We start from the raw sequence: 20,572 nt of genomic DNA, 5'->3' as shown, positions 1-20,572 counted from the left end.
GGGACGCAGACAGTAGGGTCGCCTTTTCTTTGCTTACTTTCTTTTGGCGAAGCAAAAGAAAGTGAGTTGCCGCCGGGCAACCCCCGGCCAGCAAGCCTCAAAAGAGCGCACACCGCCGAAGCAAGATCCGAAACCTAAGCCGGCCCCTCATAGCCAAGGGCATTAAGAAACTCCCTCCGCCACCAATGCACATCATGCTCACGAATGTGCTTAAGCAACTTCTGGTGCCGAGCCTGCCGCTCCTCCAGCGGCATCTGCAAAGCCCGCTGTATGGTGTCCGCCGTGCCGTCAATATCGTAGGGGTTCACCAGCAGCGCATCTTCAAGCTGCTCAGCGGCACCAGCAAATCGCGACAGCACCAGCACGCCCGGGTCGGCCGGGTCTTGCGCGGCGATAAATTCTTTGGCCACCAAATTCATGCCGTCACGCAGCGGTGTGACCAGCGCAACCCGCGCCACACGGTACAAACCCGGCAGGCGTTTGCGTGCCACATTGCGGTGGATGTAGCGAATCGGCATCCAGTCGAGCTCACCAAAATTGCCATTCGTGGCGCCGCAAAGGCTTTCCAGCTCCTGCAGCAAATCGGTATACGTGCCCATGTCTTCCCGGCTGGGCGAGGCGATCTGGATCAGGGTGGCGCTGCGTATGTTTTCCGGGTACTTGGTCAGCAGCTTTTCAAACGATTTCAGGCGTTGCGGCAGGCCCTTGGAGTAGTCGAGCCGCTCTACGCCCAGCAGCAGCTTGCGGCGTGAATACTCTTCCTTCATGCGCTCGTACATGTCGCGGGCGTCCTGCGCATGCGTGAGTGCGGCGAACTCGTCCACGTCGATACCGATAGGAAAGGCGCCGGCCCGCACCGTGCGGTGAAAGGCCCGGAAGCGGTTTCCGCCCAGCGCCACGGCGCCGGCTTCGGCCTGCACATAGCGTGAAAAGTGCAGCAAATCGTTTTCACTTTGAAAGCCCACCAGGTCATAGGCAAACAGCGCGCGCATCAGCCACTCGTGCTGCGGAATGGCGGCAAGCACCTGTTGCGGCGGCAGCGGAATGTGCAGGAAAAAACCGATGCGGTTGTTGCAGCCCATGGCGCGCAGCTCAGCCGCCATCGGAATCAGGTGGTAGTCATGAATCCAGATGATGTCGTCAGGCTTGAGCAGCGGCATCAGCTTGTGCGCAAACAGCCGGTTGACGCGCCGGTAGGCTTCGATGAAACCCGCGTCGAAACGCGCCAGGTCCAGCCGGTAGTGAAACACCGGCCAGAGTACGCCGTTGCTGTAACCCAGGTAATAGCCCGCGTGGTCTTCTGTCGAAAGGTCTACCGTGGCCAGCGTGACGTTTCCAGCCTGCTGCACATGCAGCTCGCCTTCGCCGGGCGCGCCACCTTCGACGACCGTGCCGCTCCAGCCGAACCAGAGGCCGCCGGTGGTGCTTAATGCGTCGCCCAGCGCAACGGCCAGCCCTCCGGCCGCAGCTTTACGCGGATCTGCGACGCGATTCGAAACGACGACAAGCCGGCTCATACCCTGCTTTCCCAGGGAGCCGACAAGCGGACGGCGGCGTTAATGATGCCGACCATCGAATACGTCTGCGGAAAATTGCCCCACATCTCGCCGGTCACGGGGTGCGTGTCTTCCGACAGCAGGCCCACATGGTTGCGCGCGGCCAGCATGGTGTTGAAGATCTCGCGGGCCTGCTCCTTGCGGCCAATGCGGGCCAGCGCGTCGATGCGCCAGAAGGTGCAGATATTGAAGGCCGTCTCGGGTTTTCCGAAATCGTCGGGTGCTTCGTAGCGGCGCATGTAGGGGCCGTCACAGAGGTGGGTTTCCAGCGCGTCCACGGTGGCGATAAAACGCGGGTCTTTCGGGTCGATAAAACCCACTTCAATCATCAAAAGCACGCTGGCGTCCAGGTCGCGCCCGCCAAAGCTTTCGGCAAAGGCCTGGCGTTCTTCGCTCCAGGACTCGCGCAGGATGCGCTCCTGCATCACCGCCGCATGGCCGTGCCAGTAGTCGGCCCTGTCCTGCAGTTTGAGCGTCAGCGCTATCTTGGCCAGGCGGTCGCAGGCGGCCCAGCACATCAGGGCTGACGAGGTGTGGATGCGCGCGCGGGTGCGCAGCTCCCACATGCCTGCGTCGGGCTTGTCGTAGTTGCGCACCGCCTGCTCGCCGACGTCTTCAAGCCGCTTGAACTCGGCAGCGCCCGCGCGGTGCAGCAGCCGGTGGTCGTGAAAGGCCTGGGCCGCGCCCAGCACCACATTGCCATACACGTCGTGCTGGAAGTGCTCTTGTGCCTGGTTGCCCACGCGCACCGGGCCCATGCCGCGGTAGCCGCCCAGGTGCACCATGATGGACTCGGGCAGTTCGCGTTCCAGGCCTATGCCGTACAGCGGCTGGATGTGCCCGCCCTTGGATTGCACCACCACATTGGCAAGCCAACGCAGGTAGTCTTCCATGGTGCCGACTTCCGACAGGCTGTTGAGCGCGCGCACCACAAAAAAGGCGTCACGCAGCCAGCAATAGCGGTAGTCCCAGTTGCGCTGGCTGCCCGGCGCTTCCGGAATGCTGGTGGTCATGGCGGCGACGATGGCGCCGGTGTCTTCAAAAAGCGAGAGCTTGAGCGTGATGGCCGCACGTATCACGGCCTCTTGCCACTCCAGCGGAATGTGCAGGCGCTGGCTCCACTTCCTCCAGTAGGAAATGGTTTCCTGCTCAAAGAGGCGCGCTGTGTCGGCAATGCCATCGGGCAGTGATTCGTCGGCGCCCAGCAAAAAATTGTGCTCACGCGTCAGCACAAAGGGCTGCTTTGACAACAGATGCGAAATCGACACATCGGTGTTCAGGCGCAGTGTCAGCTCGTCGCCGACATAGCGCACGTGGTTGCTGCCCTGGGTAATCACCGGCTTGCGCCGGCCCCAGTCAAAGCGCACGTCCAGCACCACACGAACGCGCGGCGCGCCGTGAATGGGCTTGATGCGGCGCACTATCGTCATGGGTCTGAAAAAGCGCGAGCGGCTGAAAAAGCGCGGCGCGAAGTCGGTGATTTCTATGCCCTGGCCGTGCTTGTCAAACAGCTGTGTGCGCAGCACTGCGGTATTGGGTTCGTACCACTGTTTGGCCTCGGCGAAATCCTCGATTTCGATGGCGAAGGCGCTGGACTGCAAATCCTGGGCGCCGGGTATCGTCGCGTCGTCCGGCGCGGATTGCGCAGGTTGAGGCTCCAGCAAGGCATTGAACACCGGGTCGCCGTCAAAGCGCGGCAGGCAGCACCAGACAATGCGGCCGCGTGCGTCGACCAGTGCGCTGAATCCGCAGTTGCCGATCACGCCCATCGCCAAGGATGGCTGGGCGGAGGGCGCGAAGTGAAGGGAGTCGGCGGCGACGCTCATGAGTGGGCTCCGTGTGGGGCGGGTGAAAGGGACTCACTCAAGGCATCACCCAGCCACTGCCGCAGCGCGGCCGGCGAGGCGCAGCGAAAGCGAGCCAGCGTGGCGCCTTCGCCCACCTTGATGCCTTCACCGCCCATGAACTGCACGGCCGAGAACCCGGCCTCGTCGGTGGTGTCGTCACCGGCAAACAGCGGGACGCGGCCGGCGAACGGCGGCTCGGCCATGAAGGCCGCTATCGCCGTGCCTTTGCTGACGCCTGAAGGTTTGACCTCAAACACAAATTTCCCGCGCAGCAATTCCACACCAGGCGTGTTGGCGGCGGCCTCCTGCATGACCTGAAGGCAAAGCGCTTCCAGATCCGGTGCATGGCGGTAGTGCAGCGCGACAGCAGCGGACTTGACTTCCACGCGCAGGCCCGGGTGGTGCACCATCAGCTCGGCGGCGCGGCGCGCCACCTCTTGCAGGTCGGGTGCGGCCAGGCTGACGGCGATGCCTCCTGCCGCGCGGCGTTGCGCGCCGTGCTCGGCCGCCGCGGGAAGCCGCAGCGGCGCGAGAAAGCCGTCAATGTCGGTAAGCGTGCGGCCCGACACGATTGCCAGCGCGCCGCCCAGTTGCGTAGAAAGCCTCGCCAGCGCCGGCACCAGGCCGGCTACCAGTTGTACAGCCTCGGGTTGAGGCGCCAGGTCGACAAGCGTGCCGTCAAAGTCCAGAAAGAGCGCGTTATGTGCTCCGATGGCCGGCAGATCCAGAAGAGGCGTCGAGGCCGGTGTGTTCGCTGAAGCGGCTGCAGCCGCAGGCGGTGCCAAGGGTTGTGATGGGGATGAATGCATCGCTTCTCACCTTAGCAGGGCCTCCTTCAAATGGCTGTAGGCCGGTTTCGCTTTTTCATGGGGCGGTTTGCGGCAATTGCCCTGTGTCGGTGATGGCCGCTTGCACCGCGTTGACGCGCGCCCTGTGAATCGCCTCGCCAATCTGCTGGCCGCCGCGCCCGGCGGCCTGTGCCTCCATCGCCAGCTGATGGGTGTCCACCGCCTGGGCAGCGGCCAGCACCGCCAGCAGGCGGGTGCGCTGGGGGTAGGGCGAATCCTGCAGGCCCAGGCGGCCACGCGCGTCGCACTCACAGGCCAGCAGCACCTCGGCAAAGCGCTGCGGCTTGCGAAAGGCATCGCAGCGCTCGAGCAGGCGCACCAGCGACGCTGCGTTCAGGCTTTCGCTGCGGTGAATGTTGCCGTGCTCGCGCGCCACCACGTCGGCCATTTCGCGGCACTCCACCGGTACGCGCAGGCGTTCGCACACGTCTTTCAGCAATTGGGCGCTGCGCGCTTCATGGCCGATATGCCGCGGCAGCACATCGGCTGCCGTCGCGCCCTTGCCCAGGTCGTGGCACAGGCAGGCAAAGCGCATGGCCAATGAGCCTTCAAGCTGCGCCGACATGTCCAGCACCATCATCAGGTGGACACCGGTATCGACTTCGGGGTGGTGGGCCGCAGGCTGGGGCACGCCCCACAGGCACGCCACTTCAGGCAGCAGTTTTTGCAGCGCGCCGCTTTCGCGCAGCACCTCGAACATGCGTGAGGGGGTGTCCTCCATCAGCCCGCGTGCAAGCTCCTGCCACACGCGCTCGGCCACCAGCGCATCCACTTCACCCTCGGCCACCATCGCCTGCATCAGCGCCATGGTTTCGGGGGCAACGGAAAAATCCGGAAAGCGGGCAGAAAAACGGGCCAGGCGCAGGATGCGCACCGGGTCTTCGCGGAAGGCGCCGGTCACATGGCGAAGCACTTTGTCGCGAAGGTCTTTTTGCCCGTCAAAGGGATCGATCAGGGCGGAAAAATCCGGTTCAAAGGCGGTGTCAAACCCGGTCTTGGCGCTTTGGGTTTTTGAAGGCGCCGCAATCGCGTTGATGGTCAGGTCGCGTCGCGCCAGATCCTGCTCCAGCGTCACGTCGGGCTCGGCATGCACCGCAAAGCCGCGGTAGCCGCGTGCGGTCTTGCGTTCGGTGCGGGCCAGCGCATACTCTTCGCGGGTCTCGGGGTGCAGGAAGACGGGGAAGTCCTTGCCCACAGGCAGGTAGCCCCGGGCGACCAGCGCCTCGGGTGTCGCGCCCACGACCACCCAGTCGTGGTCTTGCACAGGCAAGCCCAGCAAGGCATCGCGCACCGCGCCACCGACCATGAATATTTCCATTCAGGCAGTTTAGCGGCTCGGGCTTTGCCTGTGGATAGGCGGTCCCCTGCAGGAACTCAGGAAAACACGGGCCGGAAGAAGCTGCGCTCGTAGCTGATGATGCAGCCCGTGGTTTCGGCGTACTTGAACGCCGCCAGGCAGTCCTGGTCGGCGAAAGAGTTCTGGCGGTAGGTCTCGTACGCGGCCAGGCTGTCAAAGGTGAACAGGGCCAGCGCAATGTTGTTGGCGCCTTCGCTGGGCATGAAATAACCGTGGTGCGTGCCGCCGAATTTCTCGACCAGGGGGATCCAGAGCTTGCCGTAGTGCTCGAACTCCTTGAGTTTGGCGGTGTTGAGCACGTAGCGCAAGTAGATGGTGACCATGAAAGGGCTCCTGATCAGCGGATCAACGCTTGGTGCGGTAAGGCTCTTCGAACTCGCGGAAGTCGTTTTCCTCCAGCGCGTCGTCGATCCAGGCCTTGACGCCGGGCAGGGCGGCAACGCGCTGGATATAAGCGCTGATTTCTGCCGGCACCGGCAGGGCGTAACGGCTCAGGCGCATGCACACGGGTGCGAAAAAGGCGTCGGCAATGCCGAATTCGCCAAACAGCATGGGGCCTTTGTGCTGGTGCAGCAGCTCGGTCCACATCTCGACCAGACGTTGCACGTCGGCGCGCACAGCCGATTTATCGCGCCAGATCAACTGGCCCATGTCGGAGAGGTCGGCCTCGATGTTCATGGGGCAGGCCGAACGCAGGGCGCTGAACCCGCTGTGCATCTCGGCGCACACGCTGCGCGCCCGGGCACGTGCCTTCACGTCCTGGGGCCAGAGTTTTTTGTCAGGAAAGCGCTCGGCCACGTACTCGGCAATCGCCAGCGTGTCCCACACCACAAAACCGTCGTCGTCCAGCGCCGGCACCCGGCCGGTCGGGTTCACGCTGCCGATTTTTTCCTTGAAGCTCGAATTGGCGTCGAACGAGTCAAAGCGAAGCTTGACCTCTTCAAACGGAATACCGGCCTGCTTGAGTAGCACCCAGGGGCGCATGGACCAGGAAGAGTAGTTTTTATTACCGATGTAGAGCTTGAGCATGGTGTGCCTGTTCTGCTGGTGCTGAGAGAAGAAGTCAAAGTGAAACGACTTGCGATCCTACCGCCGGACGAAATCGGGATTGATGCTTAAAAATCGCAAAATTGATGCTGCGCACAAGGATGGCCGCGAAAACCTGCCGGCTCGATGCGCGTCATTCCTGGCTTGCCCTGAGTGAGCATGATGCTGGATGAGAATCAGGCTACAGTCAATTGCTCATTTGTGCTGTGGCCCCCTTACGATCAATCCGCGAAATTAACCCATGATTCTGACCAAATTACTGCGCTCCCTGGCTGAGGGTTTGTTTCGTGGCCGCCGCTTGAGGGCACAGCCACCGGCGGCCGGTGCGCAGCGGTTTTTGCCGAAACACTCGGCAGCGGAGATGGACCGGACGCCCAATTTTTTCTACCCCGTGTTTTGGGGGACGGATGACAACAATGCCGTTACGGAAAGCCTGGAGTCGGTCACCAAAAGACTGACGCCTGGTTACCACTTTGCGGACAATTTGCTGACCTGGGGGCGCAACTTGTCCATGTTTGACGACGCTCCGTTTGTGGCTGCGTGGAAAGCAAACGCCGAAAGCCCGTCTGACCAGGCCATTGTGTGGCGGCGTTATGTGCTTGCCTGTGCGGCCTATCACTGCATGCAACTGGAAGGCGACTTCGTCGAATGCGGCGCCTACACCGGTGTGGGCATCAAAACAGTCGTTGATTACCTGGGAGGCCAGGCTTTTCCAAAAACCTTTTGGGGTTACGACGTGTTTGAACACGACGACACCATGCTTAACCACGCCGGGCCCGAACACGGCAAAGACCTTTACCAGCGGGTGTGCGAAAAGTTTGCGTCATATCCGCAGATCCGCATCATGAAAGGGCGAATCCCGCAGGTGTTCGCGGACGGCTGCCCGGACCGGATTGCTTACCTGCACGTCGATTTGAACCAGGCGCCTGCGGAGATTGCTTCGCTGGAGTACTTGTTTGACCGGATGGTTCCGGGCGGTATCCTGATACTCGACGACTATGAATGGTCGGGCGTCTACCGGGAGCAGAAACTCGCGGAAGACCTGTGGTTCGAGGACCGCAAATACCGTGTGATGCCGCTTCCCACCGGCCAGGGGCTGGTGATCAAGCGATAGCCGGTCTTTTAAAACCGGCCCGCTGTTTTACGTTTGGCCGTCAGCCCGCTGCGCAAACCCTGCGCCCCCAGGTAGGACGGCCCCACCGCATCCAGCGCGGCAGGGTGAATGCCCAGCGCCTGCAGCCCCGGCAGCTTGCCGGTTGCGACGTTGTCGGTGGCCATGGCGTCCAGGTTGTCGCGGCTGAGCAGGGGCTCGCCGGGGGCCAGCTCCATGAGGCCGGCTTGCAGGCGGGCCAGCGCTGACGGCAGCGCGATCACCGGCCGGCCCTTGCCGCCGTTGATGCCGGCATAACTGCCTGCCAGCGTGACCAGCTGGCGCAGAGTGAAGACGTCGGGTCCGCAGACTTCGTAAATCTGGCCAGAGGTGTCGGCGTCTTGCAGGCAATGGATGATGGCATCGGCCACGTCCTCGACCCACACGGGCTGAAAACGCGCGTCGGCGGCAGCGAGCGGCACCACCGGAAACATCTGCTGCAGGCGCGCAAAGGTATTGAGGAACTTGTCTTCGGCGCCAAAAATCACGCTGGGGCGCAGCACGGTCACATCCAGCCCGGTGCTGAGCAGGACGGCCTCGCCGCGCGCCTTGCTGCGCTGGTACATCGATGCCGAGCTGGTTGAAGCACCCAGTGCGCTGATGTGGACGATGCGCCGCAGGCCGCTGGCTTCGCAGGCACGCGCCAGCGCCAGGGGCAGTTGCACATGGGCTTTTTCAAATTTGGCCTCATTGCCTTGCAGGATGGCAACCAGGTTGACCACGGCGTCGTGGCCGGCCAGCAGCGGCGTCAGCGCGGCGCTGTCGTGGATGTCGGCCTCGATCACGTCGACCAGCGGCAGCATTTGCAGATGCCGGGCGTTGTCGCGCCGGCGGGTGACGACGGTAACGCGGCATTGGAGACGCGCGAGTTTTTCACAGACATGGCGGCCGACAAAGCCGGTGCCGCCCAGGAGAAGGATTTTGTTCATAGACCGCTAATTTAGCGCGCTTCGGCGGCTTTTGCCGTGTTTTACGGCGAGGTTCCTGTCTTGCAGGCCATTTTGGGCTTCTAAGCAAGCAGGGTGGGCGTAAGCAGCTATCAAATAAGTAGCGATCATGAGCGCCGGGCGGGCGCGCGGTTTCGCCTTTGGCCTACACGGCAGCACCGGTTGCATTCCCATAATGAACTTATGAACATCTTTGAAGCATTGCGAACCAGCCACGACACCCAGCGCTCCCTGGCCGACCACCTGATCAAGACACAGGGCGACAGCAAGGAAAGGGACACGCTGTTCAAGGAACTCAAGCGCGAACTGGCAGCCCACGCGGCTGCCGAGGAGCGCTTTTTTTATGTGCCGCTGATCGCGCATGACATGACACAAGAGCCCTCACGGCACGGCATTGCCGAGCACCACCAGATGGACAAGCTGGTTGAAACGCTGGAGGAAACCGATTTCAGCTCACCGGCCTGGCTGGCCGCGGCCAAAGAGCTGCACCACAAGATCCATCACCACCTCAAAGACGAGGAGCAGGGGGTGTTTCAGCTGGCGGGCAAGGTGCTGACTGAAGCCGAGAAGCTGTCGCTGGCCAAGGGTTACGAAGGCGAGTTTGTCTCGCAGCGCACCAAGGACTGAGCCGGCTTAGCGCTTATTGTCCGGTTTGTCGGCGTCCGCCAGCAGCGGCTCGGGCTTTTCCAGAAAACGCACAAGGCGCGGCACCAGAGACAGGATGCCAAGCGCCAGCAGGGTGCTGAGCACCGCAGTGCTTTCACGCCCCATGCCGGCGGCCACGCCAATGGCCGCCGTCAGCCAGATACCGGCAGCGGTGGTCAAGCCCTTGACCTGCTCTTCGTCGGGGTGGCCCTTCATGTGACCTTTGAGGATGGTGCCCGCGCCCAGGAAGCCGATACCGGCAATGACGCCCTGGATCACCCGGCTCAAGTCGGCGGTGATCATGCCGGATTGCTGTGACACCAGCACAAACATCGCGGAGCCCATGGCCACCAGCATGTGCGTGCGCACACCCGCGGCCTTGCCTTTTTGCTCACGCTCTATGCCCAGCAGGCCACCGAGCAAGGCGGCCAGTATCAGGCGAAGCATGACACGGGTGGCCTGCTCGGCATCCGGCAGATCCGAGAACTCCGAAGCGATGGTTTCACCGACTTGCTGCCACCAACTGGACGCCATGCGGACTCCTTTTCACGTGTTCAATTGAATGTACCGTGTTCGGTGTACGGCGTCACTGGAAAGCCCTGTCCGTTTTCAGGGATAGATCTTCTCGCTGCGCTTGAGCATCTCAAAAAACTTTGCCAGCCGGCGCTCGCGTGTTTCGCTCCTCTTGGCGGTTTGCAGCCTGAACAAAATCGCAAAGCGGTTGCGGGAGTCCAGCGACTCGAAGAAGGTTTTGGCCTTGACGCTTTTTTTGAGCAAGGCCGCCAGGTCGTCCGGGACCGTCATCTTGCTCTGTGCGTCATAGGCCGCATCCCAGCGGCCGTCCGCCTTCGCGCGTTCCACTTCGGCCAGGCCTGCCGGTTGCATGTCGCCGGACTCGATCAGCGCCAGCGCCTTGGCGCAGTTGACTTTGGACCAGGTGCTGCGGGCGCGGCGCGGGGTGAACTTCTGCAGAAAGTACTGTTCGTCCATAGAGTTTCTCTGGCCATCTATCCAGCCGTAGCAGAGTGCGGCCTCCAGTGCTTCGGCATGGGTGATGGAGGCCAGGCCTGAATCCTTCTTGGCGATCTGCAGCCAGAGGCCGGCACTGCTCGTGTGGTGCTTGGCCAGCCACTTGGTGAAGGCCTGGGTGTCTTTGCAGCGCACGGTGGGAAGCGCGGGCGCGGGCGTCTTGGTGGCGGTTTTGGCAGAGGTAGGCATGGCGCATTCTGCGTGATGCACGGGACTCACCGCAAGCCATTCCTGGCATAAAAAAACCACCCGAAGGTGGTTTTGGTGAAGGGGCGGTGGCTTGCCTCACTTATTGTGTGATGTAGTCAGACACCACTTTCCAGCGCGCATCCTGCAGCACCGACAGACGCGACTGGTTGTTGCCCAGGCGTTTTTGTGGGCCGAACTTGCCTTCAGAGCTGCCGAAGATGTCGGGCGGGTAGACCATGGTGTCCATGGCTTTGATGAAGCTGTCTGTGGTCAGATTGGCACCGGCTTTCTGCGATGCGCGCAGGAAGCTGTCGATCACCGTGTAGCCGTAGACAGAGAACACCGTCGGGTCTTCATTGAAGGCCGTCTTGTACTTGTTGGCCCAGAAGCGGATGGGCTGCGAGGCCTCGTCCAGATAGGGGTTTTGCACCGTCATGGTGGCGTAGAGCCCGTCCATGGCCTTGCCGCCCAGCTTGTGGATCAGGTCGGTGTACGCCGCGCTGGAGCCCAGGAAGACCGGGTTGTAGCCCAGCTTGCGGGCGGTGCCGATGCCGCCAATGGTTTCGCGGATGATGGTGCCCAGTACCACCAGGTCGCACTCGGAGGCCTTGAGTTTGGCGATCTGCGACGAGAAGTCCGTTGCGCCGCGCTTGAAGGATGTTTTCTCGACCATGGTCATGCCTATGGTCTTGAGGCCGTCATCGGCGCCGCGCTGCACCTCCAGGCCGAACTCGTCGTCCTGGTACATCGAGCAGACCTTCTTGGCGTTCTTTTCTTTCACCAGCTTGGGCACGGCCGATTTCATCTGGTCGTAGTAGGTGGCGGCAAAGGAGTACTTGAGCTTGTGAAAGGGCTCATACATTTCACGCGCGGCCGTCACCGGGAAGAAGTTGATGACGTTTTTCTCGAACTGCACCGGCATGGCGGCCAGGTTTTGCGCCGTGCCCAGGTGGCCGACCATGGCGAAAATCTTGTCCTGGTTCACCAGCTTTTGTGCCGCCAGCACTGCCTTCTTGGGGTCGTAGCCCGAGTCTTCGACGATCAGCTTGACCTTGCGGCCGTTGATGCCGCCCTGCTCATTGAGTTCATTGACGCGCAGCATCATGCCGTTGCGTATCTGCTTGCCGAAGCCCGCGAGCGGGCCCGACAGGTCCTGGATGGAGCCCAGCGTGATCTCGGTTTTGCTGACACCCTGGCTTTGCGCCTGCGCTGTGGCAGCCGACAAGGCGGCTGCGCAGGCCAGCGCGCAAAGGGCGGCGGTTGACTTCAGTTTCATGGTTTTGTCTCCTGTAAAGGTTCTTGGCTCTTATTCACTTGATGCACGGGGCTCAGTACATGGCCTCTATTTGCGGGGCATATTTTTGTTCTACGAGTTTGCGCTTGAGCTTCATGGTCGGCGTGAGCTCTTCGTCTTCCGCCGTGAGCTGCGTGTCGAGCAGGAAGAATTTCTTGATCTGCTCGACCCGCGCAAACTTCTTGTTGACCCGGTCGATCTCCGACTGAATCAATTCTTGCACTTCGGTTGCCCGCGTCAAGCTGGCGTAATTACTGAAGGGTATGTCCGCATCCTGGGCGAATTTCTCGACGTTTTCCTGGTCGATCATGATGATGACCGTGAGGTAGGCACGCCTGTCGCCGATGACCACGGCGTCGGTGATGTAGGGCGAGAACTTGAGCTCGTTTTCCAGCTCGCTGGGCGTCACGTTCTTGCCGCCGGCGGTGATGATGATGTCCTTCATCCGGTCGGTGATACGGAAAAACCCTTGCTCGTCCATCACGCCCACGTCGCCGGTGTGCAGCCAGCCCTCGGCGTCCAATGCTTCGGCGGTTTTCTCAGGCTGGTTCAGGTAGCCCATAAAGACATTGGTGCCGCGCACCAGAATCTCGCCCGTGGCCGGGTCCAGGCGCATCTCGTTGTAGCCGGCCGCCGGGCCGATGGAGCCGGGCCTCATGCAACTGGCCGGCACGCCGCTGGCGGCGCCGCAGGTTTCCGTCATGCCCCAGACCTCCAGCATGGGAACGCCCAGCGCCATGTACCACTTCACCAGGTCCGGAGAAATCGGCGCCGCGCCTGTAACGCAAAAACGCGCCTTGTGAATGCCGATCAGCTTGCGCGTATTGTTCAGTGCCAGCCAGCGCGCCAGCGTGAACTGGGCCTTGAGCGCGCCGTTGACCCGCCGGCCCTCGAGTACGGTGTCGGCGATGCGCATGCCTACGCCTATGCCCCAGGCGTAGGCCACCTGTTGCAGCCAGCTGGCCTCTTTCAGCGCAATCATCACGCCGGAATAAAACTTCTCCCACACGCGAGGCACGGCGGTGAACACCGTGGGCGCAATCTCGCGCACGTTCTCAGGAATGGTCTCGGGGTTCTCGACAAAGTTGAGCTTGGCGCCGGCGTACATCGCAAAATATTCACCGCCCATGCGCTCGGCGATATGGCACAGCGGCAAAAAGCACATGCGCTCGTCATCTTCGTTTTGCGCCACCAGCGTGTTGTAGCCACGCGCGGTAAACACCAGGCCGCGCTGGCTGTGCATCGCGCCCTTGGGTTTGCCGGTGGTGCCTGAGGTGTAGACCAGGATGGCCAGGTCTTCAGGTTTGCACGCGGCTGCGCTGTCTTTCACCGCATCGGGGTGGTCGGCCAGGTAGCTGCGTCCCAGTGCGCGCAGCTCGGCCAGGCCCATCACGCCGGGGTCGTTGAGGTCGCGCAGGCCTTCGGTGTCGAACACAATGATTTTTCGCAGCAGCGGCAACTGCGGTCGCACTTCCAGCGCCTTGTCGAGCTGCTCGTCGTCTTCGGCAAACAGCACGGTGGTGCGCGAGTCTTCGCAGAGATAGTGCACTTGAGATGCGGCATCGGTGGGGTAGATGCCGCTGCAGACGCCGCCGCAGCTCAGCACCGCCAGGTCGGCCAGCACCCACTCGATCACGGTGTTGGAAAGGATGGAGGCGCACTCGCCGCGCGCAAAACCGAGGCTTAGCAGGCCAGCGGCGATCTCGCGCACCGCGTCGCCGGTTTGCGTCCAGGTCCAGCTGCGCCAGATGCCCAGCTTTTTCTGCCGCATCCAGGTTTTATGGCTGCGCTTTTCCACCGCATTCCAGAACACGGCGGGAATGGTGTCGCCCGGCATGACGATGGCATGCTCGGGCTGGATATGAGAAAGATCCCAGAGATTGCTCATACAGTCACCGCCACGTCTTCTTTTTCTTCCACCTGCGTTCGCCGCGCACGCCGTCTTCTTTCATCCCCAGGTAGAACTCCTTGATGTCGTCCTTCTCGCGCAGGCGGGCGCAGGTATCTTCCATCACGATGCGGCCGTTTTCCAGCACATAGCCGTAGTCGGATGCATTGAGCGCCATATTGGCGTTCTGCTCGACCAGCAGGATGGTGGTGCCGCGTTCGCGGTTGATGCGCACCACGATTTCAAAAATCTCTTTGGTGAGTTTGGGCGACAGGCCCAGGCTGGGCTCGTCGAGCAGGATGAGGTCGGGCGAGGCCATGAGCGCACGCGAGATTGCCAGCATCTGCTGCTGCCCACCCGACAGCAGCCCGGCGTCCTGCAAGGCGCGCTCTTTGAGGATGGGGAAGTAGCCGTACACCGCTTCCATATCGAGCGCCACGCCGTCGCGGTCCTTGCGGGTGTAGGCGCCCATCAGCAGGTTGTCGCGCACACTCAGCAGCGGAAACACTTCGCGGCCTTCAGGCACATGGCTCAGGCCCTGCTGCACGATGAGGGCCGGGTCTTGCGCCGTGATGTCCTGGCCCTTGAACTCAATGGAGCCCTTGCGCGGATCGAGGATGCCCGAGATGGTTTTGAGGATGGTGGACTTGCCCGCACCGTTGGAGCCCAGCACGGTGGCGATCTCGCTGCGCCGTACCTGCAGGCTGACACCGCGAATCGCCTTGATCGGGCCGTAGGAGCTCTCGACGTTGAGGAGCTTCAGGACGGGCTGGTCGCTGACGGGTGGTGGGGCGGCGCTCATGCTGCCCTCCGCAAAGAAGTGACCTCATCCACAGAGCCCAGGTAGGCCTCGATCACGCCCGGGTCGTTCTGCACCTCACGCGGCGTGCCCACCGCCAGCACCTCGCCCTGGTTCATGGCCAGCACACGGTCGGACACGCGGGAGACGAGGGACATGTCATGCTCGACCATCAGCACCGTGATGCCGAGCTCGTGCTGGATATCCTGAATCCAGAAAGCCATGTCGCCGGTCTCTTCCACATTGAGGCCTGAAGACGGCTCGTCAAGCAGCAGCAGCTGGGGCTCGGTGCACAGCGCCCGCGCCAGCTCCACCACCTTGCGCACGCCATAGGGCAGGCCGGCCACCATGGAGTCGCGGTGGTGTTGCAGGTCGAGAAAGTCGATTACCTGCTCGGCTTTTTCGCGTGCCAGCAACTCGGCCTCGCGCGCCTTGGCGGTAAAAAACAGGTCGTGCAGCAAGCCGGTCTGCCGGTGCGTATGCCGGCCAATCAGCAGGTTGTGCAGCACGGTGGCGTGCTCAAACAGCTCAATGTTCTGAAAGGTGCGCGCAATGCCTAGCGAGGCGATTTTGTGCGGCGGCTGGTGGGTGAGTTTCTCGCCGCGGTATTCAATCTCGCCGGTGGTAGGTGTGTAGATGCGGCTGATCAGGTTGAACACCGTGGTCTTGCCCGCGCCGTTGGGGCCTATCAGCGTGAAGACTTCGCCCTGCTTGACGTCAAAGCTCACGTTGTTGACCGCCAGCACGCCGCCGAAGCGCACGCTGAGGTTTTTGGCGGAAAGGAGTGTCGTGCTCATTTCAGGCGATCTGACTTCTGGAATGATTTCTGCCGCTTGAACAGGCCCTTGCGATAGAAGGGAAAGAGCTGCAGGTAGGTGCGAATCTTCAGCCAGCGGCCGTAAAGACCCAGCGGCTCAAACAGCACAAAGGCAATCAGGACAATGCCGTAAACCGCCGCCTGCAAACCCGGCGCCTGGCCTATGGTGGCGGGCAGGTAGTCTTTGGTCAGGCCAATGACCTGCGGCATGGAGATCAAAAAGATGGCGCCCAGGAAAGCGCCGTGCACCGAGCCCACGCCGCCGATCACGATCATCAGCAGCAGGTCGATGGACTGCAGGATGTTGAACTGGTCGGGCGAGATGAATTGCAGCTTGTGCGCATAGAGGGCGCCGGCCACACCGGCCAGCGCGGCCGACAGCGCGAACGACAGCGTCTTGTAGCGCGCCAGGTGAATGCCCATGCTCTGCGCCGAAATTTCGGAATCACGAATCGCCACAAAAGCCCGGCCCGTGGGTGAGCGCAGCAGGTTGAGAATGCCCAGCGTGGCCGCCACCGTGATGATGAGGCAAAGGAAATAAAACGACTCGCCGTCGTCCAGCTTCCAGCCGAACATGTCGGGCACCTTGATGTGGATACCGGCGTTGCCGCCGGTGACACTTTCCCAGCGCGCAAACACTTCTTCCACAATGAAACCGAAGGACAGCGTGGCCATGCCGAGGTAAATGCCCTTCACCCGCAGCGCGGGCAGGCCGACGACCAGGCCGACAGCCGCCGACAAGCCGGCTGCGCAGGCGAGGGCGATCGGGAAAGGCAAACCGGCATTAGTGAGTACGGCCTGCGTGTACGCACCCACGCCGAGGAAAGCCGCATGCCCCAAAGAGAAGAGGCCGGTAAAACCTGCCAGCAGCATCAGGCCCAGCCCGGCGATGGAATAAATCATCACAAAGGTGAGTTGCGCCAGCCAGTACTCGGGAAAGATCCAGGGCGCCGCGAGCAGCAACAACATCAGCGCGCCGTACCAGAACACATGGCCTGCATGCTTCGCAAGCTTGATGTCTTGCCCGTAATCAGTTTTAAAAATGAAGCGCATCGCGGCTCAGACCTTTTTGCGCAGTTTTTCGCCGAACAGGCCGCTGGGCTTGACCATCAGCATGATGAGCACCACCACATAGGCGGCGATGTCCTTGAAGCCGTCGGGCAAATAAAAACCCGAGAACGATTCGACAAGGCCGATGATCAGGCCGCCTACAATCGCGCCGGGCAGGCTGCTGAAGCCGCCCACCACCGCAGCCGGAAAAGCCTTGAGCCCGATAAAACCCATGTTGGCGTGCACAAAGGTGATGGGTGCGAGCAGCAGGCCGGCAATTGCCGCCACGGCGGAAGCCAGGCCCCACACCAGGCCGTTGAGCCGCTTGACCGGAATGCCCATGTAGTAAGCAGCCAGCTGGTTCTGCGACGACGCCTGCATGGCGATGCCCAGCTTGCTGTACTTGAACATCGCAAACAGGATGAGGCACAGCACCGCGGTGGTGACGATGATGGCGACCTGCTCGACGTTGATGACCAGCGTGCCCAGGTTCCAGATCTGGTCTTTGTAGGGTACGGGTAGCACATAGGTTTCGGTGCCTATGCCGGGGATCATGGTGATGAGGCCGCGCGCCGTGTAGCCCACGCCGATGGTGAGCATCACGATGGAAAACGCGGGCTGGCCGAGGATGGGGCGTATCACCAGGCGCTCCAGCACCATGCCGAAGAGCGCCATGCCTGCAATCGCGCTGAGCACCGCCAGCCAGAAAGGAAAACCCAGCAAGGTCATGCAGGCCAGGCCGCCGAACGCGCCCAGCATCATCAGCTCGCCCTGCGCGAAACTGACTGTCTCGGTGGCCTTGTAGATGAGCACAAAGCCCAACGCGATCAGCCCGTAGATGCAGCCTTGAGCAATACCGCTGATGAGCAGCTGCAGAAATTGCAAATCGCGTCTCCCTTGTAGTTGGCTTTAGTTATAGCTGTCACCTACAGGTCTGTCGCTAGGGGTTGTTCCGAATACGTGTCGCATTCGCGATCAAGCGTAATCCCTAGATGCAAGGAAATGTTCGTATAGGGGCGGGCCTGGGTTTCTACGGTGACGCGTGGGAGCCTGTGGCCGCGAGCATTGAGCGCGGCGGTGTGCACTACATCGCCAGCGATCATCTTGCCGAATTGACGCTGGCGATCTTGCAGAAGGATCGACAGCGCGATCCTGCACTGGGCTATGCGCGCGACGTGATCCCCATGCTGATGAAGTTGTGGCCGTTGATGCAGGCGCGTGGCGTGAAGTTCATCTGCAACGCGGGCGGGCTCAATCCTGCCGGCGCCGGCGCCGCCTTGCGCGCGGCGTTCGCGGCCAAAGGCTGGAAGGCGCGTATCGCGGTGGTCACTGGTGACGAAATGTTGCCGCAGCTCGCGGCCATCGCACCACCGCATATGTTCAACGGCCAGGCGTTTGAGTCTGTACGTGAGCGTATGGTCTTTGCCAACGCCTATGTGGGCGCGCGGCCCATCGTCTCGGCGTTGCAGCAGGGCGCTGACATTGTGGTGACGGGGCGTGTTGCCGATGCAGCGCTGTTTCTGGCGCCGCTGGTGCATGAGTTCCGCTGGAAGCTGGAAGACGCGCAATCACCGGTAGAACTGGACCGGCTGGCGCAAGGCCTGGGGGTAGGGCATTTGCTTGAATGTTCAGGTCAGGGCAGCGGCGGCAACTTCGGTAGCCAGGAGGCGTGGAAGGCGATTCCTGATCTTGCGCACATCGGCTATCCGATCGCGGAGGTGAGTGAAGACGGCACGGCGCTGATCACGAAGGCGCCTGGCACGGGCGGCCGTATCAACTTTGACACCGTGCGCCAGCAACTTTTATACGAAGTGCACGACCCGATGCACTATGCCTCGCCCGACGTGGTGATGGATCTGTCGGCGGTGCGGCTTGAAGACCTGGGCAACGATGCCGTGCGCATGACAGGCGTACGCGGCCACGCGCGGCCCGCGCAGCTCAAAGTGGTGGGCGGGTTCAGTGACGGCTACAAGGCCGAAGTCACCTGGGGTTTTAGCTGGCCTGATGCACACGCCAAAGCGCTGGCGGCGATAGAGATGGTGAAGGCGCAGCTGGCCGACAAGCGCATGGCGCATGACGAACTGTTCGTCGAATTTCCGGGGCTCAACTCGGCGCACGGCCCGCTCGCGCCGCTGCCAGCACCCGGGGTGCTGGCGGAGCTCAATGAAGTCTGGGTGCGCCTGGTGATCAGGACGCAGGACAAGGCGGTGGCTGACGGCTTCGGCCGGCTCTTTCCGTGGATGGCCCTGAGCGGGCCGGCTTATACCTGCGGCTTTCATGGCCTGAACAACAGCAGCGAGCTGCTGGGCATCTGGCCTGCATTGATAGACCGGCAACCGGTCGAGGCGGCGCTGCGTGTGGAGGTGTTGCAATCATGAAATTGCAACTCGTGAAACTCGCGCATGCGCGCAGCGGCGACAAGGCCGACTGGGTGGACTTCGGCCTCTTTGCCTGGAACGAGGCAGGCTACCGGTTGATTGAGCGCGAGGTGACGGCCGAACGCGTGCAGGCGCACTTTGCGCCCTGGCTGCCTGGCCAGGTCACCTGCTGGCGCCTGCCGAATATTCTGGCGCTCAAGCTCGTGCTGCAGGGCGCGCTGCAAGGTGGCGGTGCGCGCAACCTGCGCATGGACAACCTGGGCAAGGCCATGGCGGCGGCCCTGTTGCGCATGGAGATCGAGGTGAGTGCCGAGGAACTGGCCGAAGCCGTCGCCGCGCCGCGTGTAGGCTGGTGGCCGGCGTAAAGACGCGCATCACATTGGAGATGCCATGACGATTCACATCGACAAAGACCAGCACGTCACGGTGATCACGCTGGACCGGCCCGACGTGCGCAACGCAGTCGACGCCGGTACGGCGAGCGCATTGCACGCCGCTTTCATCGCCTTTGACGACGATCCTGAAGCGCGCGTGGCGGTGTTCCATGGCGCGCATGGCCACTTCTGCGCGGGCTGGGACTTGCAGGCCGGCGCCCGCATGGAGGCCGAAACACCCGGTGGTGGCAGCCAGGTGCTGGGCCAGCTGGATTTCTCACCCACAGACACGAGGCCGCTGGGGCCCATGGGCCCGTCGCGGCTGCTGCTGTCCAAGCCGGTGATCGCGGCCGTCAGCGGCGCGGCGGTGGCTGGCGGCATGGAGTTGGCGCTGTGGTGCGACATGCGTGTGATGGAGGAGGACGCCTACTTCGGCGTCTACTGCCGCCGCTTTGGCGTGCCGCTGATTGATGGCGGCACGGTGCGCCTGCCGCGCCTGGTGGGCATGGGCCACGCGATGGATCTGATTTTGACGGGGCGCAAAGTCGAATCAACTGAGGCGCTGCAGATGGGGCTGGCCAACCGCGTGGTGCCTACTGGTGGTGCGCGTGACGCCGCGGTGGCGCTGGCGCACCAGCTCAGCCGCTTTCCGCAGGCCACCATGCTGGCCGACCGCATGAGTGCCTACCGGCAATGGGATCTGGGGTGGGAGGACGCGCTGCACCAGGAGTGGGAGCGCGGCAAGCAGCGCCTGCCGGATGCTTTTGCCGGTGCGGCGCGCTTTGCGGGCGGGCAGGGCCGCCACGGGGAGTTTTGAGTGAATCCGGCTGTAGCCCAGGAATGATGTGCGCAAGCTGCTACTAAATCAATAGTGAAGCAGCATCGGCATCAAAGTACTCAGTTCTTGGCAATCTTGCGCGGCTTGCCGAAATCGTCGATCGCCACATAGGTCAGGCTGGCTTCGGTCACCTTGATATAGCGGCCCTGCGCGCGAAAGCGTTCGGCATACACCTCGACCTGCACGGTAATCGAGGTGGTGCCAATGCGGGTAAGGCTGGAGAAAAACGAGAGGATGTCGCCGACGCGCACCGGCTGCTTGAAGATGAACTGGTTGACGGCCACCGTGGCCAGACGCCCATCGACATGGCGGGCCGGCACCACGGAGCCGGCCAGATCGACCTGCGCCATGACCCAGCCGCCGAAGATGTCGCCGTTGGCGTTGCAGTCAGCCGGCATGGGGATGACCTTGAGCACCAGCTCCTTGTCGGTGGGCAACTGGACGTTCAGGGCGTCCTCGGCGTGAATGTCCGTATGGGTGCTTGATTCGGTAGACATAGGCACAATCTCAAAAGGTCAG

At 62.3% G+C, this 20,572-nt stretch carries 21 protein-coding genes; 5 read left to right on the top strand and 16 right to left on the bottom strand.

The genetic code is table 11. From position 1 onward, the window contains the following. Nucleotides 1-134: 134 nt before the first annotated feature. From otsA to BM408_RS19485, 6 genes are read right to left on the bottom strand one after another with little or no spacing between them, the layout of a single operon-like run. Nucleotides 135-1,517, bottom strand: a complete 1,383-nt coding sequence (gene otsA / locus BM408_RS19510; protein ID WP_092132027.1) for an alpha,alpha-trehalose-phosphate synthase (UDP-forming) — start codon at nt 1,515-1,517, stop codon at nt 135-137. Further along, a complete protein-coding gene (locus BM408_RS19505; protein WP_092132026.1) occupies nt 1,514-3,382 on the bottom strand; it encodes a glycoside hydrolase family 15 protein in 1,869 nt (622 codons plus the stop codon). The genes otsA and BM408_RS19505 overlap by 4 nt, the downstream gene beginning before the upstream one ends. After that, on the bottom strand, nt 3,379-4,212 hold the full coding sequence (gene otsB, locus BM408_RS19500) for a trehalose-phosphatase (protein ID WP_092132024.1): 834 nt from the start codon (nt 4,210-4,212) through the stop codon (nt 3,379-3,381). The genes BM408_RS19505 and otsB overlap by 4 nt, the downstream gene beginning before the upstream one ends. A 55-nt stretch (nt 4,213-4,267) precedes the next feature. Continuing rightward, a complete protein-coding gene (locus tag BM408_RS19495) occupies nt 4,268-5,569 on the bottom strand; it encodes a multifunctional CCA addition/repair protein (RefSeq protein ID WP_092132023.1) in 1,302 nt (433 codons plus the stop codon). Between the two features lie 56 nt (nt 5,570-5,625). Beyond that, a complete protein-coding gene (locus BM408_RS19490) occupies nt 5,626-5,931 on the bottom strand; it encodes an NIPSNAP family protein (RefSeq protein WP_092132021.1) in 306 nt (101 codons plus the stop codon). A 22-nt stretch (nt 5,932-5,953) separates the two neighbouring features. After that, the gene (locus tag BM408_RS19485; protein WP_092132020.1) at nt 5,954-6,637 is read right to left on the bottom strand and encodes a glutathione S-transferase family protein; all 684 of its coding nucleotides are present in this window, start codon (nt 6,635-6,637) and stop codon (nt 5,954-5,956) included. 259 nt (nt 6,638-6,896) lie between these two features. Between BM408_RS19485 and BM408_RS19480 the strand changes: the two genes are divergently transcribed. Next, the gene (locus BM408_RS19480) at nt 6,897-7,769 is read left to right on the top strand and encodes a TylF/MycF/NovP-related O-methyltransferase (RefSeq protein ID WP_092132018.1); all 873 of its coding nucleotides are present in this window, start codon (nt 6,897-6,899) and stop codon (nt 7,767-7,769) included. Between the two features lie 8 nt (nt 7,770-7,777). Here BM408_RS19480 and BM408_RS19475 read toward each other — a convergent pair whose 3' ends face one another. After that, nucleotides 7,778-8,734, bottom strand: coding sequence for a complex I NDUFA9 subunit family protein (locus BM408_RS19475; protein ID WP_092132017.1), 957 nt, complete (start codon nt 8,732-8,734; stop codon nt 7,778-7,780). Between the two features lie 201 nt (nt 8,735-8,935). Here BM408_RS19475 and BM408_RS19470 point away from each other — a divergent pair, with 201 nt between their 5' ends. Then, nucleotides 8,936-9,379, top strand: coding sequence for a hemerythrin domain-containing protein (locus tag BM408_RS19470; protein WP_092132015.1), 444 nt, complete (start codon nt 8,936-8,938; stop codon nt 9,377-9,379). A gap of 6 nt (nt 9,380-9,385) precedes the next feature. Here the strand turns inward: BM408_RS19470 and BM408_RS19465 are convergent, their stop codons facing one another. From BM408_RS19465 to BM408_RS19430, 8 genes are all read right to left on the bottom strand, one after another. Continuing rightward, a complete protein-coding gene (locus BM408_RS19465) occupies nt 9,386-9,931 on the bottom strand; it encodes an MgtC/SapB family protein (protein ID WP_092132014.1) in 546 nt (181 codons plus the stop codon). Between the two features lie 75 nt (nt 9,932-10,006). After that, nucleotides 10,007-10,615: a YdeI/OmpD-associated family protein gene (locus BM408_RS19460; RefSeq protein WP_092132012.1), complete on the bottom strand. Its 609-nt coding sequence runs from the start codon at nt 10,613-10,615 to the stop codon at nt 10,007-10,009. 100 nt (nt 10,616-10,715) lie between these two features. After that, nucleotides 10,716-11,891, bottom strand: a complete 1,176-nt coding sequence (locus tag BM408_RS19455; RefSeq protein ID WP_175541847.1) for an ABC transporter substrate-binding protein — start codon at nt 11,889-11,891, stop codon at nt 10,716-10,718. A 52-nt stretch (nt 11,892-11,943) separates the two neighbouring features. Then, nucleotides 11,944-13,797, bottom strand: coding sequence for an AMP-dependent synthetase/ligase (locus BM408_RS19450; protein WP_092132011.1), 1,854 nt, complete (start codon nt 13,795-13,797; stop codon nt 11,944-11,946). A 4-nt stretch (nt 13,798-13,801) separates the two neighbouring features. After that, complete coding sequence (locus BM408_RS19445; RefSeq protein ID WP_092132009.1) at nt 13,802-14,599, bottom strand: ABC transporter ATP-binding protein; 798 nt, start codon at nt 14,597-14,599, stop codon at nt 13,802-13,804. Continuing rightward, complete coding sequence (locus tag BM408_RS19440; RefSeq protein ID WP_092132007.1) at nt 14,596-15,393, bottom strand: ABC transporter ATP-binding protein; 798 nt, start codon at nt 15,391-15,393, stop codon at nt 14,596-14,598. Before BM408_RS19440 ends, BM408_RS19445 begins: the two co-directional genes overlap by 4 nt. Beyond that, nucleotides 15,390-16,466, bottom strand: a complete 1,077-nt coding sequence (locus BM408_RS19435) for a branched-chain amino acid ABC transporter permease (RefSeq protein WP_092132006.1) — start codon at nt 16,464-16,466, stop codon at nt 15,390-15,392. The genes BM408_RS19440 and BM408_RS19435 overlap by 4 nt, the downstream gene beginning before the upstream one ends. 6 nt (nt 16,467-16,472) lie before the next feature. After that, the gene (locus BM408_RS19430) at nt 16,473-17,348 is read right to left on the bottom strand and encodes a branched-chain amino acid ABC transporter permease (protein WP_092132004.1); all 876 of its coding nucleotides are present in this window, start codon (nt 17,346-17,348) and stop codon (nt 16,473-16,475) included. A gap of 107 nt (nt 17,349-17,455) precedes the next feature. Here BM408_RS19430 and BM408_RS19425 point away from each other — a divergent pair, with 107 nt between their 5' ends. From BM408_RS19425 to BM408_RS19415, 3 genes are read left to right on the top strand one after another with little or no spacing between them, the layout of a single operon-like run. After that, nucleotides 17,456-18,841, top strand: a complete 1,386-nt coding sequence (locus BM408_RS19425; protein ID WP_092132002.1) for an acyclic terpene utilization AtuA family protein — start codon at nt 17,456-17,458, stop codon at nt 18,839-18,841. Next, the gene (locus tag BM408_RS19420; protein ID WP_092132000.1) at nt 18,838-19,206 is read left to right on the top strand and encodes an AtuA-related protein; all 369 of its coding nucleotides are present in this window, start codon (nt 18,838-18,840) and stop codon (nt 19,204-19,206) included. Before BM408_RS19425 ends, BM408_RS19420 begins: the two co-directional genes overlap by 4 nt. 25 nt (nt 19,207-19,231) lie before the next feature. Further along, complete coding sequence (locus BM408_RS19415; RefSeq protein ID WP_092131998.1) at nt 19,232-20,032, top strand: crotonase/enoyl-CoA hydratase family protein; 801 nt, start codon at nt 19,232-19,234, stop codon at nt 20,030-20,032. An 80-nt stretch (nt 20,033-20,112) separates the two neighbouring features. Here the strand turns inward: BM408_RS19415 and BM408_RS19410 are convergent, their stop codons facing one another. Continuing rightward, on the bottom strand, nt 20,113-20,550 hold the full coding sequence (locus tag BM408_RS19410) for an acyl-CoA thioesterase (protein ID WP_092131996.1): 438 nt from the start codon (nt 20,548-20,550) through the stop codon (nt 20,113-20,115). Between the last annotated feature and the right edge of the window lie 22 nt (nt 20,551-20,572).

The sequence above is a fragment of the Polaromonas sp. YR568 genome (assembly GCF_900116715.1).
Taxonomy (GTDB): Bacteria; Pseudomonadota; Gammaproteobacteria; order Burkholderiales; family Burkholderiaceae_C; genus Polaromonas.
The sequence above is the reverse complement of the archived record's forward strand: the minus strand, read 5'-3'. Positions and strand labels throughout refer to the sequence as shown.

Bases quoted from the DNA above. Each gene is read 5' to 3' on its own strand.
- BM408_RS19505 (WP_092132026.1), bottom strand. From the start codon at position 3,382: ATGAGCGTCGCCGCCGACTCCCTTCACTTCGCGCCCTCCGCCCAGCCA.
- BM408_RS19415 (WP_092131998.1), top strand. From the start codon at position 19,232: ATGACGATTCACATCGACAAAGACCAGCACGTCACGGTGATCACGCTG.
- BM408_RS19460 (WP_092132012.1), bottom strand. From the start codon at position 10,615: ATGCCTACCTCTGCCAAAACCGCCACCAAGACGCCCGCGCCCGCGCTT.
- BM408_RS19475 (WP_092132017.1), bottom strand. From the start codon at position 8,734: ATGAACAAAATCCTTCTCCTGGGCGGCACCGGCTTTGTCGGCCGCCAT.
- BM408_RS19480 (WP_092132018.1), top strand. From the start codon at position 6,897: ATGATTCTGACCAAATTACTGCGCTCCCTGGCTGAGGGTTTGTTTCGT.
- BM408_RS19425 (WP_092132002.1), top strand. From the start codon at position 17,456: ATGCAAGGAAATGTTCGTATAGGGGCGGGCCTGGGTTTCTACGGTGAC.
- BM408_RS19435 (WP_092132006.1), bottom strand. From the start codon at position 16,466: ATGCGCTTCATTTTTAAAACTGATTACGGGCAAGACATCAAGCTTGCG.
- BM408_RS19455 (WP_175541847.1), bottom strand. From the start codon at position 11,891: ATGAAACTGAAGTCAACCGCCGCCCTTTGCGCGCTGGCCTGCGCAGCC.
- BM408_RS19485 (WP_092132020.1), bottom strand. From the start codon at position 6,637: ATGCTCAAGCTCTACATCGGTAATAAAAACTACTCTTCCTGGTCCATG.
- otsB (WP_092132024.1), bottom strand. From the start codon at position 4,212: ATGCATTCATCCCCATCACAACCCTTGGCACCGCCTGCGGCTGCAGCC.
- BM408_RS19445 (WP_092132009.1), bottom strand. From the start codon at position 14,599: ATGAGCGCCGCCCCACCACCCGTCAGCGACCAGCCCGTCCTGAAGCTC.
- BM408_RS19495 (WP_092132023.1), bottom strand. From the start codon at position 5,569: ATGGAAATATTCATGGTCGGTGGCGCGGTGCGCGATGCCTTGCTGGGC.
- BM408_RS19465 (WP_092132014.1), bottom strand. From the start codon at position 9,931: ATGGCGTCCAGTTGGTGGCAGCAAGTCGGTGAAACCATCGCTTCGGAG.
- BM408_RS19450 (WP_092132011.1), bottom strand. From the start codon at position 13,797: ATGAGCAATCTCTGGGATCTTTCTCATATCCAGCCCGAGCATGCCATC.
- BM408_RS19420 (WP_092132000.1), top strand. From the start codon at position 18,838: ATGAAATTGCAACTCGTGAAACTCGCGCATGCGCGCAGCGGCGACAAG.
- BM408_RS19440 (WP_092132007.1), bottom strand. From the start codon at position 15,393: ATGAGCACGACACTCCTTTCCGCCAAAAACCTCAGCGTGCGCTTCGGC.
- BM408_RS19490 (WP_092132021.1), bottom strand. From the start codon at position 5,931: ATGGTCACCATCTACTTGCGCTACGTGCTCAACACCGCCAAACTCAAG.
- BM408_RS19410 (WP_092131996.1), bottom strand. From the start codon at position 20,550: ATGTCTACCGAATCAAGCACCCATACGGACATTCACGCCGAGGACGCC.
- otsA (WP_092132027.1), bottom strand. From the start codon at position 1,517: ATGAGCCGGCTTGTCGTCGTTTCGAATCGCGTCGCAGATCCGCGTAAA.
- BM408_RS19470 (WP_092132015.1), top strand. From the start codon at position 8,936: ATGAACATCTTTGAAGCATTGCGAACCAGCCACGACACCCAGCGCTCC.